8 protein-coding genes are annotated in these 16,905 nt (G+C 56.8%); 2 read left to right on the forward strand and 6 right to left on the reverse strand.

Features of this window, described 5'->3' with window-relative positions; translation table 11 throughout:
- Positions 1-96 precede the first annotated feature (96 nt).
- On the forward strand, positions 97-2,532 hold the full coding sequence (locus tag IB213_RS12925) for a bifunctional diguanylate cyclase/phosphodiesterase (protein ID WP_192406953.1): 2,436 nt from the start codon (positions 97-99) through the stop codon (positions 2,530-2,532).
- A gap of 47 nt (positions 2,533-2,579) precedes the next feature.
- On the opposite strand, the gene IB213_RS12930 is transcribed toward IB213_RS12925, so the two are convergent.
- Positions 2,580-5,072, reverse strand: coding sequence for a YgiQ family radical SAM protein (locus tag IB213_RS12930; RefSeq protein ID WP_192406955.1), 2,493 nt, complete (start codon positions 5,070-5,072; stop codon positions 2,580-2,582).
- A 137-nt stretch (positions 5,073-5,209) separates the two neighbouring features.
- On the opposite strand from IB213_RS12930, the gene IB213_RS12935 reads away from it, so the two are divergent.
- Positions 5,210-5,494 carry a hypothetical protein gene (locus tag IB213_RS12935; protein ID WP_191721568.1) on the forward strand — a complete coding sequence of 95 codons (285 nt, stop codon included), beginning with the start codon at positions 5,210-5,212 and terminating at the stop codon, positions 5,492-5,494.
- 56 nt (positions 5,495-5,550) lie between these two features.
- Here IB213_RS12935 and rssA read toward each other — a convergent pair whose 3' ends face one another.
- The 5 genes from rssA to IB213_RS12960 all read right to left on the reverse strand — a co-directional run bounded on the left by rssA (position 5,551) and on the right by IB213_RS12960 (position 16,755).
- The gene (gene rssA / locus IB213_RS12940) at positions 5,551-6,519 is read right to left on the reverse strand and encodes a patatin-like phospholipase RssA (protein ID WP_191721567.1); all 969 of its coding nucleotides are present in this window, start codon (positions 6,517-6,519) and stop codon (positions 5,551-5,553) included.
- Complete coding sequence (gene ligA, locus IB213_RS12945; protein WP_192406957.1) at positions 6,520-8,619, reverse strand: NAD-dependent DNA ligase LigA; 2,100 nt, start codon at positions 8,617-8,619, stop codon at positions 6,520-6,522.
- A gap of 12 nt (positions 8,620-8,631) precedes the next feature.
- A complete protein-coding gene (locus IB213_RS12950; protein ID WP_192406960.1) occupies positions 8,632-9,822 on the reverse strand; it encodes a cell division protein ZipA C-terminal FtsZ-binding domain-containing protein in 1,191 nt (396 codons plus the stop codon).
- A gap of 27 nt (positions 9,823-9,849) precedes the next feature.
- Complete coding sequence (gene smc / locus IB213_RS12955) at positions 9,850-13,374, reverse strand: chromosome segregation protein SMC (RefSeq protein ID WP_191721564.1); 3,525 nt, start codon at positions 13,372-13,374, stop codon at positions 9,850-9,852.
- Positions 13,375-13,608: 234 nt separating this feature from the next.
- A complete protein-coding gene (locus tag IB213_RS12960; RefSeq protein WP_192406962.1) occupies positions 13,609-16,755 on the reverse strand; it encodes an EAL domain-containing protein in 3,147 nt (1,048 codons plus the stop codon).
- Positions 16,756-16,905 lie beyond the last annotated feature (150 nt).

Genomic DNA, 16,905 nt, shown 5'->3' on the forward strand with positions numbered 1-16,905 from the left:
GACCGCACGCAAGCCACCTGCCACCTGTTTTGTGTGAGACACATACTCCCCTAGCGCCAGAGCAAGTCGCCTCTTAACCCTTTAAAGCTGACTTGTATGTCCAACCGCCTTCTCACCAGTAAACATTACAAATGGCGGCGCTGGTTATTCATCAGCGCTGTGGCCGTACAGCTCTTGGTCGCCAGTGCAAGCATTGTGCTGATGTCCTCTGTCCGTGTCGTGGTCAGTGGTGAAAGTCTGTGGAGCAAAGGGCTGTATGTCGCTTTCTCCAACCTTCACCAATATGCAGACAGCGGGGCAGCGCAAGACTACATCAACTTTCAAGAAGCACTCTCCATTCCGCTGGGCGTTGGCAAGGCCCGAGAAGCATTAGATGCAGGCCAGCAAGATACGCACGCTATGCGGGAAGGGCTGCTGCAAGGCGAAAACCACCCCGCAGACATCGACAGCCTGCTGCGTGTGTTGCCATGGTTTTGGAACATGAAGGTATTGCAGCCGACCATAGCGCTATGGCGCCAAGGAGATGCACACGTTCAGTCCATCCGTGAACTGGGTGAACAGATTTTTATCCGCCGCTCCTCAGACAAGCCAGTTTCTCCCAGAGAAATCGCCGCATGGCACCAGCAGATTGCGGCCATAGACAGCACCGTCATGCCGCTGGCCAAGCAGTTCAGCGCATCGCTGGGCGAAAATTCTCGCAGTCTGGGCAATATGCTGCTTTTGGTGAACTTGCTGACTGCGCTCGTCTTGAGCATTTTGTATTGGCTATCTGTACAGCGCGCCATTGCTGAAAGCATTAAAGCCAACAGCGAACTGGAGGTAGAGCGTCTGCGCAGCAACGTCACCTTAGCGGCGCTAGGCGATGGTGTACTCACCCTGGACACGCAGCAACGCATTCGATATGCCAACCCAGCGGTATCGCGCCTGCTGGATATGCCTCTTGGCCGCTTGCTGGGTCGCAGCGTGATTGAAGTCTTGCCATTTTCCGCAGAAATGCTGCAGCCACCAGGCATTCACCAGCACCGAGATGAAAGCGTACATTGGCTTACCCGGGCAGAGCAAGACAGTGTGGCTGTGCGTGTTTCCATCACTTCGCTGGAGCAAGACGACGTGCACTCTGGCTCGGTGATGGTCTTGCACGATGTTTCTCAAGAGCAAAACTACATGCGCATGCTGGCATGGCAACAAAGCCACGACCTGCTCACCGGCCTGGACAATCGCGCAGCCTTTGAAAAGTATCTGTTTCAAGCCGTTGGCAAATACCAAGCCAGCCTGCTGCATCTGAACCTGGATCATTTCAAGATGATCAATGCCAGCTACGGTCACGCCGCAGGTGATGAAATCTTGCGCCAGGTGTGCCAGCAGCTGCGTTTGGCCTTGCGGGAAAGCGACGTAATGGCGCGTGTCGGTGGTGACGAATTCGCCGTCCTGCTCAACCATTGCCAGCCCCATGCAGCCATGCAAACTGCCGAGCGTTTACGCAAGTCCGTGCATGAGCTCAATGTGCAGTGGCGACAGCACAACCTGCACACCGGGGTGAGCATTGGTGTCGTTCACATTGACCCCAGCCAGAACAACGATCCGCAAAACCTTCTGGGCATGGCAGACAGTGCCTGCAAGCACGCCAAAGACAGTGGCCGCAACCGTATCACCGTCTACAACCCCTACAACCGTGTATTTCAACGCTATCAGGGCGACATGGATTGGGTGCAGCGCCTGCGCACCAGCCTGGAAGAGGACAAGTTCACCTTGTATGCGCAAACCGTGTACCCCCTGACACCCCAGGGAAAGGGCATGGACGGCATTCATTTTGAAGTGCTGCTGCGTCTATTTGACAAGCCCGGGCAACCGCTATCTCCTGCCGAATTCATTCCGGTTGCTGAACGCTATGACCTGATGACGCTGATTGATCGCTGGGTCGTGCGCAATACCCTCACGCTGCTGAAAATGCACCTTGCCCAGGGTGCGAATATCAGCACCTGCTCCATCAATCTTTCTGGCACCAGTTTGGGCGACAGCGAGTTGCTCGAATTCATTCGCCACAACATTTTGAGCCAAGGTGTTGCTGCAGAAAAACTGTGTTTTGAAATCACGGAAACCAGTGCGATTGCCAGCATGGACAGCGCAACATCCATGATCAATGAATTGCGCCAACTGGGATGCCGCTTCTCGCTGGATGACTTCGGCTCCGGCATGGCCAGCTTCAAATACCTGCAACAGCTCCCCGTTGACTATCTGAAGATAGACGGCAGTTTTGTGCGCGACATGCTCAAAAACCCCAACAATTTCGCCATGGTGGAAGTCATCAACCACATTGGCCATGTAATGGGCAAGCAAACCGTCGCAGAATTTGTCGGCGATCAAGCCACCTTCGAAGCCTTGCAGGCCATGGGCATCGACTACGCACAGGGCTATTACATTGCGCCCCCCGTCTTGCTGGATGCTGCTTTTTTCACGCAGGCATCGCGCCCACCGCCACAGCTAAGACCGGCCAGAAAAAACAGCACGCCTGCAGGCATCCCGCGTACATAAAAAAAGGGCCGGCACAATTTGTACCAGCCCTTTTTTGCAACACCGCTTTAGCGCTGCGGCTTTTTACCCGCCTGAGGGCGTGCTTTCACACCTGCACGTGGCGGCAGGCCTGTGTGCTGGGTGAGCAACCTGCCGGGACGCGGTTGTCCACCGGCATCATTGCCGCGGAATCGCACATCACCCTTGGGTTCTTTGGCTGCGTTCTCGTCGATAGGCCGTGGACGCATGGCAACAGCCTTTCCGTCCTTGTTCACCGTATAGCCCAGACCTGACGTTGTCGCCTTGGTCTGCGTGCTGTTCTTCTTACGGGCACTTTGGTAACTGCCATCCACCAAAGGCTGGAACGTAGGAATCAAATGCTGCTTGCTATTGCCAATCAGGTCAGCACGCCCCATGGCCTTGAGCGCTTCGCGCAGCAGCGGCCAGTTGTTTGCATCGTGGTAGCGCAAAAAGGCCTTGTGCAGACGACGGCGCTTTTCACCGCGCACGATGTCTACGCGCTCCTCATCCTCGTCCCGCATTTCTCTGCGCACCTTGGTCAAGGTGTTGCGGCCGCTGTGGTACATGGCTGTCGCCGTAGCCATGGGGCTGGGGTAGAAGGTTTGCACCTGGTCAGCACGGAAACCATTCTTCTTGAGCCAGATGGCCAGATTCATCATGTCTTCATCGCTGGTGCCGGGGTGCGCAGCAATGAAGTATGGAATCAGAAATTGCTTCTTACCTGCTTCTTCGCTGTACTTTTCAAACAGCTGCTTGAACTTGTCGTAGCTGCCAATGCCCGGCTTCATCATCTTATTGAGCGGGCCAGCTTCGGTGTGCTCAGGGGCAATCTTCAGGTAGCCGCCCACGTGGTGCTGCACCAGCTCCTTGACGTATTCGGGTGATTTCACCGCCAGGTCATAGCGCAGGCCAGAGCCAATCAAGATCTTCTTGATGCCCGAGAGCTTGCGGGCACGGCGGTAGATATTGATCAGCGGGCCGTGGTCAGTGTGCAGGTTCGGGCAGATGCCGGGGAACACGCAGCTGGGCTTGCGGCAGTGCTTTTCAATCTCGGGGCTGGAGCAGCCCAGACGGTACATATTGGCCGTGGGGCCGCCCAGGTCAGAGATGGTGCCTGTAAAACCGGTGACCTTGTCGCGGATGTCCTCAATCTCTTGAATGATGGAGTCTTCGGAGCGGCTTTGAATGATGCGGCCTTCGTGCTCAGTAATCGAGCAGAAAGTGCAGCCACCGAAACAACCACGCATGATGTTCACCGAAGTGCGAATCATCTCCCAGGCAGGTATCTTGGTCTCGCCCTCATGGCTGCCGTTTGCGTCGGCGTAACTAGGGTGCGGCCCCCGCGCATACGGCAAGCCAAACACCCAGTCCATCTCCGCGGTGGTCAACGGAATGGGCGGCGGGTTCAACCAGACATCACGCGCCGTGGCACCGTCGCCATGGGCCTGCACCATGGCGCGGGCATTGCCAGGATTGGTTTCCAGATGCAGAACGCGGTTGGCGTGTGCATACAAAATGGGGTCGCTTTTGACCTGTTCATAGCTGGGCAAGCGCAGTACCGTCTTGTCACGAGGCGGCATCTTGCTCTTGCTGCGCAAAGACAGGTTAGGCACAAACTGAATGGGCTGTACCGAAGGCATGGCAGATGCAGTATCTTTTTGGCCCGTAGCGCAATCTGTACCTGCGTTAACAGCTACTGTATTTGGTGCATCTTCTTTGGAGCAGCTTTGGCCTTGTGCCGCTGCCTGCTCGCTGGTTGTCATGTACGGATTGATGTGGGCTTCCACCACACCAGGCTCATCCACCTCGGTGGAGTCCACCTCAAACCAGCCTTCTTCAGAGGCACGACGCACAAAGGCGGTACCGCGCACGTCGGTAATTTGCTCCACCGGCTCACGGCGTGAAATACGGTGGGCAACCTCTACCAGCGCACGTTCAGCATTGCCATACAGCAAAATATCGCACTTGCTGTCTACCACAATAGAGCGGCGGACCTTGTCACTCCAATAGTCATAGTGCGCAATGCGGCGCAGCGAGCCTTCGATACCACCCAGCACGATGGGCACATCCTTGAAGGCTTCGCGACAGCGCTGGCAATACACAATGGCAGCACGGTCTGGACGCTTGCCGCCCACGTCTCCAGGAGTGTAGGCATCGTCACTGCGGATTTTGCGATCCGCTGTGTAACGATTGATCATGGAGTCCATGTTGCCTGCTGTCACACCCCAAAACAGATTGGGCTTGCCCAAAGCCTTGAAGGCTTCAGCGCTTTGCCAATCGGGCTGGGCAATGATGCCGACGCGAAAGCCTTGAGACTCCAGCACACGGCCAATGACAGACATACCAAAGCTGGGATGATCCACATAGGCATCGCCCGTGACCAAGATGATGTCGCAGCTGTCCCAGCCCAGCTGATCCATCTCTGCCCTGCTCATGGGCAAAAACGGTGCCGTACCAAAGCGCTTCGCCCAGTAGGGACGATAGCTGGTCAGCGGCTTGGCATCACGCTGAAAAAAGGAAACATCAATCGGTGCGTTCATCGGGGGATTTGTGCGAAAAATCTAACCCCGCAGTTTACTTTTGCACTGCCAACATTGGGGTCTGTAGGTCTATAGCACTGCAACCAAGCCGCGCTTGCGTTACAAAGTATTTTTTCGACCCACGTAAATGAGTTGCCATGAGCATTGTTGTCTTCCACATGTACAACCTCCAGCCTGAAGGCCAGACACCCGAGTGGTTACCCCAATCCCATGCCTACAGCGACAGCGAGATGAGTCAGGCCCTTGCACACTGCCAGAGCCTGCGCATGGACCCACGCAATGCGCATGTGTGCATCTCCTCAGAGCTGCGCGAGATGGTCGGCATCATGGGTGTTTCAGCGGTTGAGAATGGCCGAACCCCGGATGGCGAAGTGTACGACTGGAGCAAAGCAGGCCGTGCGGGTGCTGTACGCCGCCGATAAGCAAACGCTGCAATAACGAAAATCAACGTAATCGCTTATTGCACAAGCGTTAACAGCTATTTTTTCTGATCGACCGGTTTCCAGCCAAAGTGTTGCAAACCGGGCAAAGCGGCCTGCGCTGCTGCATAACCAGCAGCCATGGCTTCTTTGGCACGGTGAAAGTCCAGCAAACCCATGTGTGCCAGGCGTGGTGCAATCACCAGCTCTGGAGGGTCACCTGCCATGCGGCTACGCGTGATCCGCATTTGCATGATGTTCACACTGGTCATAACCACATCCAGCAACGAAGGCACTTGCATCGTTTCCTCTGGTGCCAAGTCTGCTGGCGATTGCCCGGGCATCCAGCTTCGAAGACCCTGCTGAAGGCGGCTGATCCATGCGGCACTTTGCGCCTCCACCACTTCGGGCAGCTGGCCGCCAGGAATAGCTGGGACTACCGCCAGAGGGCGCATGTGCCGATGCACCAGATCCGCATTCAGATCCACGGCAATCACAATGTCGGCCCCCATGGCACGGGCCAACGAAGACGGCACGGGATTGACCAGACCACCGTCCACCAGCAACCGACCATCGCGAACCACAGGCGTGAACAAACCTGGTAAGGCAATAGAAGCACGCACGGCCCTGGCAATCGAGCCATGGCGCAACCACACCTCAGCGCCTGAATGCAGGTCGGTCGCCACCGATCCGAATGGGATCGCAGAGTCTTCGATGTCAAAGTCAGCGAAATTGCGGCGCCAAAAATCAATCAGCTTCTCCCCCTTGAGCATGCCGCCCGAGAGGTTGAAATCCATAAAGCCGAACACATCGCGCATGCCCAGACTCTGCGCCCAATCAGCAAACCGCTCTATCTCCCCTGCGGCATAGGCGGCGCCAACCAGCGCACCAATTGAAGCGCCACACACCACATCGGGCTTGATGCCTGCATCATCCAGCGCCTTGAGCACGCCAATGTGCGCCCAGCCACGGGCAGAACCACTGCCCAGCGCTAAACCAATCTTCGGTGCGCGCGGGGTCAGTGCCATTTAGAGTTCCTTGCCTTGAAGCAATGCGAGCAAGCCAGCCTCGTCCAGCACTGGCACGCCCAGTTCCTGGGCTTTGGCCAGCTTGCTGCCCGCTTCAGCGCCAGCGACGACATAACTGGTTTTTTTGCTGACCGATCCGCTGACCTTGGCCCCTGCTGCTTCCAGCAATTCTTTGGCCTCATCACGCCCCATGGTGGGCAACGTGCCAGTCAGCACCACGGTTTTGCCCGCCAGAATTTGCGGGGACTTCTCAGCGGGTGCGCCTTCTGCCCACTGCACGCCACAAGCGCGCAATTGCTCTACCACTTCGCGGTTGTGCGGCTGGGCAAAAAAGGTGTGAATGCTTTCAGCCACGACAGGCCCTACATCGCGCACCTCCATCAACTGCTCGACACTTGCATCCATGATGGCGTCCAGCAGGCCAAAGTGACGCGCCAGATCCTTAGCCGTTGCCTCGCCTACGTTGCGAATTCCCAAACCAAACAAGAAACGGTTCAGCGTCGTTGATTTGGATTGTTCCAGCGCATCCAGCAGGTTCTGCGCAGATTTCTCGGCCATGCGGTCCAGTGCGGCCAGCCCAGACAAACCAAGGCGATACAAGTCAGGCAAGGTACGCACCACACCACTATCGACCAGCTGGTCTACCAGTTTTCCGCCCAAGCCTTCAATATCCAGAGCCCGGCGCGCTGCAAAATGCAAAATCGCCTCTTTGCGCTGTGCGGGGCAGAACAGCCCCCCTGTACAACGGTGGTTGGCCTCGCCTTTTTCACGCACCACTTCAGAGCCGCAAATGGGACATTTCTTGGGCATCTGAAAGTTGGGCACATAAGCGGGGCGCTCACCAGGCACTTTGCCTACTACTTCTGGAATCACATCGCCAGCGCGGCGCACGATAACGGTATCGCCCACACGCACGCGCTTCTTGCGAATTTCAAACAGGTTGTGCAACGTGGCGTTGGTGACGGTCACGCCACCCACGCTGACCGGTGCCAGGCGCGCCACGGGGGTGAGCTTACCTGTGCGCCCCACCTGTACGTCTATACCTTCCATCACTGTTGGCATCTCTTCAGCCGGGTACTTGTGCGCCACCGCCCAACGGGGTTCGCGCGTCACAAAACCCAGTTGCCGCTGTAAAGCCAGACTGTTGACCTTATAGACCGCTCCATCAATTTCGTAAGGCAATGCAGCGCGCTGCGCGCCCAATTGAGCATGAAACGCAATCAGGTCAGGAGCGCCATGCGCAATCCGTACTTGCTCAGCAACCGGAAAGCCCCAAACCTTCAGCTGCTGCAGCATGTCGTAATGCGTCGCAAAAGCTGGCCCACCCTGGGCAGAAGCAGTCACCTCGCCCACACCATAGGCAAAGAACGACAAGGGTCGCTGCATGGCAATGCTGGAATCGAGCTGACGCACCGAACCCGCAGCGGCATTGCGAGGGTTGGCAAACTGCTTGCCGCCCGCGGCTTGCTGCCTGGCATTGAGCTGGGCGAAATCTGCACGGCGCATATAGACCTCGCCACGCACTTCCAGCACCGCAGGCACGTTGGATGCCCCCAGCACCAAGGGGATTTGGCGAATGGTGCGAACGTTGTGGGTGACATCCTCACCCACCTCACCGTCGCCGCGAGTGACTGCATGCACAAGGCGGCCATTTTCGTAGCGCAAGCTCATGGCCAAGCCATCAAACTTGGGTTCAGCCACGTACTCCACCGCGGGGGCACTGTCACTAAGTTCCAACTCGCGGCGAATGCGCGCATCAAATGCCTGTGCGCCCGTTGCCTCGTTGTCGGTTTCAGTACGAATGGAAAGCATCGGCACCACATGGCGCACAGGTTTCAGACCATCTAGCACCGCACCAATCACGCGCTGGGTGGGTGACTCCGCTGTACGCAATGCGGGGTAGGCATCTTCCAAAGCCTGTAATTGCTGAAAAACACGGTCGTACTCACCATCAGGAACTGTCGGGGCGTCCTGCACATAGTATTCATGTGCCCACTGCTGCAATTGACTGCGCAGCGCCTGCACCTTTTCCACCACAGCTTTGGGCGCTGCAGGAGCAGGCTGTTCAGGCGTTGCATCGCCAAAAAGATCCAAATTCACACGTTGACCATCTTAGTTAAACAAACGACGCGCCAGCATGGAGCCTGCAGAAAGCTCACGGCTGTCGAGCTTGTCGTACAGCTTGTCCAGATCCGCAGCAATCGGGTCCAGCACCTGAGGCAGCAACTGGTAGCCATTTTGATCACACAGCATGCCGTCCATGCCTTCGCACAGTTGTTGAACGACTTCACGCAAGCGCGTAAATGGCTCTTCAGTGCGCGGCACTTGCGGTACATCCAAACTCAGCCACACTTCGTGCACTGCAGTCTGGTCCAGATTGTCAGCCTGCGCAGCTTGTGCGTCATAGACCAACGTCAGCAGTGGTGCATGGGCCGGTGTTACTGAGGGCAATTGCATACGTCCTGGCATCGCCGCAGAGACAAAACCCGCCGCTGCAGCATGCTGCTCGATATAGCCTGGGCTCCAGGCTGCACGACGGGGCCGCAGCATAAAGCTCAGTTGGGCATCGTGTTCCCCGGCAAACTGATCCAGCTCGCGTGCGCGGCTCACTTCATGCAGCATGTCTGGCAAGTCCACTGCAGCGTTCAGTGCATCGCCAAAGCCCTGCACTTTGGCCACAAATTCAGAAAATTCAATCTCGTTGAGTGCACCCAGACGATTGGCCAATTGCACACCGCCCTGAAAAGCCGAATAGCGCTGCCCGGCACGCACGGTTTCCCATTCGCCAGACGCTGCATTCAAGCCTTCAATCCGAAACTGCTTGCTACCCGCACGCCGCGTGGTGGGCTGCACCATCAACGCGGCATCACCCGTCACCACATTTTCTATACGGATAGGAGCAATCGCATCAATCAACCCGTCTAGCGCTTGCTTGCGTTCCGCATTTTGCTGTGCAACACGTGCAGCAGATTCAGGCGTTGCGGTCAACATGCCCTCGGCAGCATCGGCAGCAGGCGATGCATCCAAAGCGGTATCTGCGCCCCATGTGTGCCCGCTGCTCTCCGCAGAAGCTGGGGTACTGTCAAACAGCGGATCTGCCGCTGATACATGTGCGTGCTCTGGAAGATTGGTCACATCCACGCCATCCAGCGCGGGGTCAAAGCGAGAGTGACCATCACTGACGCGGGTATCCGCATCTGCCCGCTTGGGTGCATTGCGACGGTACAACCATGTGTTGTAGGCAACGATCAGACCCAGCAGGATCACGCCCGCCACGGCCAAACTGATTTGAAGGGTACTCATGAAAGTGCTTTGTCCCGTTATCCATACTCAGGCGTGGGCCATGGACAGGGCAGATTCCATATCCACGGCCACGATGCGCGAGACACCTTGCTCTTGCATCGTCACGCCAATCAATTGTTGCGCCATTTCCATGGCAATTTTGTTATGACTGATGAACAGGAACTGGGTTCCCTTGCTCATGCTGGCCACAAGTTTGGCATAGCGCTCTGTATTCGCATCGTCCAAGGGGGCATCCACCTCATCGAGCAGACAAAATGGCGCTGGATTCAACTGGAAGATGGCAAACACCAGCGCAATTGCGGTCAACGCCTTTTCGCCACCCGAGAGCAAATGAATGGTCTGGTTCTTTTTGCCCGGGGGCTGCGCAATCACCTGGACACCAGAATCCAGAATTTCGTCACCGGTAATCACCAGTTTGGCCTGCCCTCCACCAAACAGCTCAGGGAACATGCGGCCAAAGTGCTCATTGACGGTGTTGAAGGTCCCCGAGAGCAGCTCGCGCGTTTCGTTGTCAATCTTCTTGATCGCGTTTTCCAGCGTGCTCATGGCTTCCGTCAAATCAGCCATCTGGGCATCCAGAAAGGTCTTGCGCTCCTTGGCCAATTGCAGCTCTTCCAGAGCCGCCAAGTTCACCGCGCCCAGCGCCACAATGTCGCGTTGCAAACGATCAATTTCGCTTTGCAATCCATGCAGCTTGACGTTGCCTTCCAAAATGGATTGCGCCACAGCGGCCAGATCAGCCCCCGCTTCCGCCAACTGCTGCTCATACTGCGCACTGCCCAGCGAAGCGGCCTGCTCTTTGAGCTGAAACTCCGTAATACGCGATCGCATGGGCTCCAAAGCCCGTTCAATCTGGACGCGGCGCTCATCACTGGCACGCAGCTTGTTGGTCAGGTCTTCGTATTCACTGCGCGCAGCAGACACGGCCTGCTCACGCTCCATTTTGAGGTTCAACGCATCCTGCAGACCGCCTTGGGCGGCGGCGTCGTTCAAACGCCCTTGCTCCACCTGGGCTCGTTCGCGCTCTTCGAGCAGTGACTTGGTTTGCTGCTCAGCGGTTTCCAGCGTGCGCTGCAACTCTCCTTGCCGCGCTTGCATGCTGCGCTGGCTGAAGGTTGCCTCTTGCGCACGGCGCTCCAAAGTGCGAAGCTGTTCGCGGCTTTCTGCCAGCTTGCGCTCAGACTCAATAACTTTGTCATCCAGCTGGGCGTGCAGCTCCTGGCTGTCGGCCAGCTGCATATCCAGTTCTTCAAACCGCGCTTCTGCAGCCACCGCGCGCTCTTGTAAATCATCCAGTGCAGCTTGCACTTCGGCCACGTCGGCCTCAATCTGCGCGGTGCGTGCACGTGCTTGCTCTGCTTGCTGTGTCAGGCGCAGCATGTCTACCTGCAATTCGTGGGCAGATTGCTTGGCCTCCGTTGCTTCACGGCGCGCACTGACCAAACGCTGCGAGGCATCGGCATAGGCAGCCTCAGCCTTCACCAAGGCGCTGCGCGCTTCCTCGCTGATCAGCGCCTGTGCCCGCAGCTCTTTTTCCAGATGTTCAATTTCCTGCGCTCGCGCCAGCAAGCCTGATTGTTCAGAATCCTGGGCATAAAAGCTCACGCTGTACGCGGTGACCGCATGGCCTGTCGGCACATAAATGGTGTCACCGGCTTTAAGCTGGGCACGGTGGTTCAGCGCTTCATCCAAACTCTGGGCGGTGTAGCAGCCAGTGAGCCACTCGGTCAGCAACGCCTTCAGGCTGGCATCGCTGACACGCAACAACTCCGCCATCAGCGGCAAGCCATTTCCACTCAGGTTGATACTGGCATCGGGTTTGCAATAGAAGGCCAAGCGAGCGGGAGGAGCATCTTTGGCCGATGCGCCCAAAAACCCCCGCACCATGTCCAAGCGGCTCACTTCCAGCGCGCCCATACGCTCGCGCAAGGCGGCTTCCAGCGCATTTTCCCAACCACTTTCCACAGCAATCCGTGTCCACAGTCCCTGCAAGCCATCTAGGCCGTGCTTGGCCAGCCAGGGCTGAAGCTTGCCGTCGGTTTTGACCTTTTCCTGCAGCGCCTTAAGCGCTTCCATGCGCGCGGCCAGCTCTGCTTGCTTGGCTGTTTCTGCATTCAGTGTGTGCTGGCGACTACGGCGCCCATCATCAAGCTGTGGAACGCTGTCTTGCAGCTCCACCAAGGCCGCTTCCGCCATCTCTGCCATCTCAGCGGCATCGGAGTACTGCTCCGTAATTTGCTGCAACCGTGCTTCGTCGGGGGTTGCCAAAGCATTGCGATCGTTACGCAGCCTCTCCAAGCGGCTTTCATGCTGACGATTTTGTTCGTTGATGCTGCGCTGCTCGGCAGCCAGCACCTGAATTTGCTGCTGCACCTGCACCACTTGCTGGCGCTGGGTATTGGCCTTGTTCTGGGTGACGCGCAATGCGTCTTCCAGGTCAGGCAAACGCAGGCTTTGCTCCTCCAGTTGCGCTGCAAGCATTTCAGCCTGCTCTTCGGCATCCATGCCGCTGGAGGCCAGGCTCTCCAGCTCCATGTCTGCATCGTCCTTGCGCTGCGCCCACTGGGTAATTTGCTCGGCCAGTTGCTGCATGCGCTGCTCAACGCGCTGGCGACCCTCCACCACATAGCGAATTTCCGCCTCCAACTTACCGACTTCAGCAGTTGCTTCGTACAGGCGGCCTTGTGCTTGGTTGACTTTGTCACCCGCTTCGTAGTGCGCCTGGCGAATGGCTTCCAGATCAGCCTCGATATGGCGGATTTCTGCCATCCGGCTTTCCAGGTCATTGACGGCTTGCATGCCTTCTTGGCGAATTCTTGACAGATCGCCTTCCGCATCTTGCTTTTTCAAGAACCACAACTGGTGCTGCTTGAGGGTGACGCTGCCTTGCAGTGCGTTGTACTGGGCAGCAACCACGGCCTGTTTTTCCAGCTTGTCGAGGTTGGCATTCAACTCGCGCAAGATGTCTTCTACACGTGTCAGGTTCTCACGCGTATCAGAGAGCCGGTTCTCAGTTTCGCGACGGCGCTCCTTGTATTTGGAAACACCGGCAGCCTCTTCCAGAAAAAGGCGCAACTCTTCAGGGCGCGATTCGATAATGCGACTGATCGTGCCTTGACCAATGATGGCGTAGGCACGCGGTCCCAAACCCGTACCCAAAAACACATCCTGCACGTCACGTCGGCGCACTGGCTGGTTGTTGATGAAGTAAGAGCTGTTGCCGTCACGCGTGAGCACGCGCTTGACGGCGATCTCGGTGAACTGCCCCCACTGACCACCAGCTCGGTGATCACTGTTATCAAACACCAGCTCTACACTGGAGCGGCTGGCGGGTTTACGGTGCGTGGTCCCATTGAAGATAACGTCCTGCATGCTCTCGCCGCGCAGCTCACTGGCCTTGCTTTCACCCAGCACCCAGCGTACGGCGTCCATGATGTTGGACTTGCCACAGCCATTGGGCCCCACCACGCCAACCAGCTGGCCGGGCAGCAGAAAATTGGTGGGTTCGGCAAAAGACTTAAAGCCAGAAAGCTTGATGGAGTTAAGGCGCACAGAGGTTTGAAATCAGCAGCAGACGATGCAACGGGGGAAGATGAACAGGGATGATAACGCCCCCGGTTACAGATACTGAGAACGCGATAGCAGCGAGTTTGTAACAAAAATAGGCTTTTACGCTTACACAATAAGCGCTTGCAGCTCTACATTCAGGAGTAGAAACAAAGCACACGCTGCAGATCTGACGCAGACTACAGCCTGAGTGCTACACCATTCAGTACAGACTGAGTTTCAACCTGCTTCGCTCAGCGCCTTACCCTCGGCACCATACGCATGGGCCCACGCCTCAAACTCAGCTGCTGGTTGCGGACGACTGAAGTAAAAGCCCTGCCAGTAGCTGCAGCCATTTTTGGCCAGAAATACCCGTTGCGCTTCAGTCTCCACACCTTCAGCAATCACCTGCAGCCCCAGACTGTTACCCAAGGCAATAATGGAGCGTGCAATCGCCGCATCATTGGTGCTTGTGACTACTTCACGCACAAAGCTTTGGTCGATTTTGAGTTTGTCCAACGGCAAACGCTTGAGGTAACTCAGCGACGAATAGCCCGTGCCGAAATCATCCAGCGAGAACATGACGCCGATGGCCTTGAGCTGCACCATCTTCTGAATCGTGTCTTCCACATCGGTCAGCAGCATGCCCTCCGTGAGCTCCAGCTCCAGCAAACCCGGCTTGGCGCCTGTAACTTGCAAAGCTTGCTGCACTTGCTCAACAAAATTGGGCTGATAGAACTGGCGTGGACTGACATTCACCGACATGGTCAACTCGGCCAACGCCGGGTTTTGCGCCCAATGCGCCAACTGCCGGCATGCCGCGTACAGCACCCATTCGCCCAAAGGCAAAATCAGGCCGGACTCTTCTGCCGTTGGAACAAATACCCCTGGTGGAATGAATCCCTTGGTGGGATGCTTCCAGCGCAGCAAGGCTTCCGCGCCAATGACCTTGTCCCTCTGAACCTGAGGTTGAAAGAACAGATCAAACTCATGGCGCTCCAAAGCCAGGCGCATGTCCTTTTCCATCTCAACACGCGCACTGACCGCTTTTTGCATGCTGGGATCAAAAAACTGCAAAGTATCGCGTCCGGCGCTCTTGGCCTGATACAGGGCCAGATCCGCCCGCTTGAGCAACTCCTCCACCGAATCGCCTGCACCACAAAACATGACAGCGCCCATGCTGACGGTGACGTGGAAATCCTGGTTGCCTAAATAGAAAGGCGTTCTCAAGGCCTCCAATATAGAGCGCCCCATTTGCTCGGTGTAACGCCCCGCCTCCAAAGCGTCAGTTGGCAAATCTTCCAGAACCACCGCAAACTCATCGCCCCCTTGCCGCGCCAGAGTGTGCCGCCCTGCAATACAGTTGCTTAACCGCGTTGCCACCAGACGCAGCAATGCATCACCGTGCTGGTGTCCCAGGGTTTCGTTGAGCGACTTGAAGTTATCAATATCCAAGAGCAGCAATGCACCACGCCCCGCATGGCCACGCTGGCTGCGTGTCAGGGCCTCGCTCAAACGGTCCAGCAGCAGGCGACGGTTGGGCAACTGCGTCAAGTTGTCGTAAAAGCCCAGCCAGCGAATCTCGGCCTCGGCTGCCTTGCGCTGCGTCACATCAACAAAGCTCAAGAGGATGCGCCCACCCAAGAAACGGCCAGAGACTTCCATCGTCAGCTCTTGCCCACTCTTGCTGCGCAACAGGTATTCCATGGCTGGCATGTTCACACCTGTTGGAACCACTTCACAGCGGCCCATATTCAAACGCTGCAACAGCGTTGCATGCTGCTGCGCATCAACACACAAATGCCGCCACAAAGCAGATTCATCCTGCACATCGCTTTGTTCCCAGCCTGTCATGACCTCAAACTGGTGGTTCACAAACTCGATATTGCCTACAGGTCCGACGACCACCAGACCCACCGGCATATAACGCAACATTTCGCTGGAATAAGCTTCACGCGCCTGCAATTGCTCTTGCAGCAAACGGCGCTCGGTCACATCCATCAGCAAGACAATATGGCGGCCAACAGCCCTGCCGCCCGCATTCAACAGTGGAGAAACCCAGACTTCGGTCCAAATAACCCCGCCGTCTGCACGCAGCATCCGCTGTGTGCTCACAAAGTGCGGAAGCCGGCCACTGGTCAGCTGTCGCTCCAGCCTCTCGCACTCAGCACGGTCGTCCGGGTGAATACGCTCATAAATCGTCATTGATTCAAGCGCTTCCAAGCCGAACCCTACGACATCTGCGAAACGCGCGTTGACGCTGAGATAGCGGCCGCTAGCTGGTTCTATCTCAGCCACACCCACCGCAGTTTGGTTGAACAAGGCTTTGAGCCTGTCCGTACGCTCGCTCAATAAATTGTGTTTGGCCTCTGCCTGAATTTGCGCACGCATTCGCTGCAGCGAAAGCAGCAGCACAACGGCCGCCAGGAGCAATGTGGCACCCAAAGTACTGCTGGCAATAATCACCGGGAACGAGCGCTCTACATCCGACAGAACCGAGCCATTGGAGGCAAACTCCAGAGACCACATGCGTCCCCAGATCACAATCGCTTTTTTGGCCCTTGGCGCAGAAGCTGGTACATCAGCCCATCCCTCTGAGACATAGACCACCTGGTCTGCTTGCGTGGTAGGAATTCCCTCAGGTACAACGCCTACATCCTCAATGGACACCACCGTATGCGGAAGCATGCCTCGTGCGAGAAAGCGCTCCATCATGCGCTCCAAATTCACACTGAGATTCAAGACACCCGTCAGGGCACCCAGCTCGCCTCCCTGTCCAGCCGTACGCAAGGGCACACTGATCAGAACCCCTGTGGTTGCATTGTTCGTTGGCGACAGTACCAACGGCGCACTCATGACAGGCCCGGACACGTGCTGCACACTTGCAATCAACGCTTTGATTGGCGGGTAACGTTCAGCATCCATGCCCCTCAAAGCACGCCGCGCGCCCAGAGGCCATACATCGTCGACGATGTAGTAATCGGGCTGCACCAAAGGCAGCGAAGGCATTTGACTTTCATCAACGCGCTGCTGCGCGGATATATCCCGCAGCAAGCGCTCCCTATGTTCTGCATAGGTGGCCGCATCCATTCGCCGTATCAGGCTCAATGCCTCTAGACCCGGGTAGCGAAAAGCAGCGTCCTGCGTGAGCTTGGAGGCTGCAAACACCTCATGGGCAGGCACTGTGCTCATCTCCAGCACAGACTTCATCCCATGGACGATGTCGCCATAGGCATAGAACCTTTGCGCCACTGAAGCGCTGAACATCTCAGCTTGCTGATCCAGTCGCAGCTGCACGGTGTGCGCTTGCCGCTCTTCAAGGCTCTGCCATAGACCTACGCTCAACGCGCAGCCAAAAGCCAGCACAGCAACGGTAGGCCACCACATTTGCAGCCGCTGTTGGAGTTTGGAGCGTGATTTCATTAGCAAAGCACAAAAAAGAAGAAAGACGGTGAGGCTTGCCAGCGATTGCTAACAAAGATTAACCAGCGTTCAAGCATAACCCTGCTACAGCACGTGCTACAACAATCTCAGTCG

The sequence above is a fragment of the Comamonas sp. CMM02 genome (assembly GCF_014851485.1).
In the GTDB taxonomy this organism is placed as follows: domain Bacteria; phylum Pseudomonadota; class Gammaproteobacteria; order Burkholderiales; family Burkholderiaceae_C; genus Comamonas; species Comamonas avium.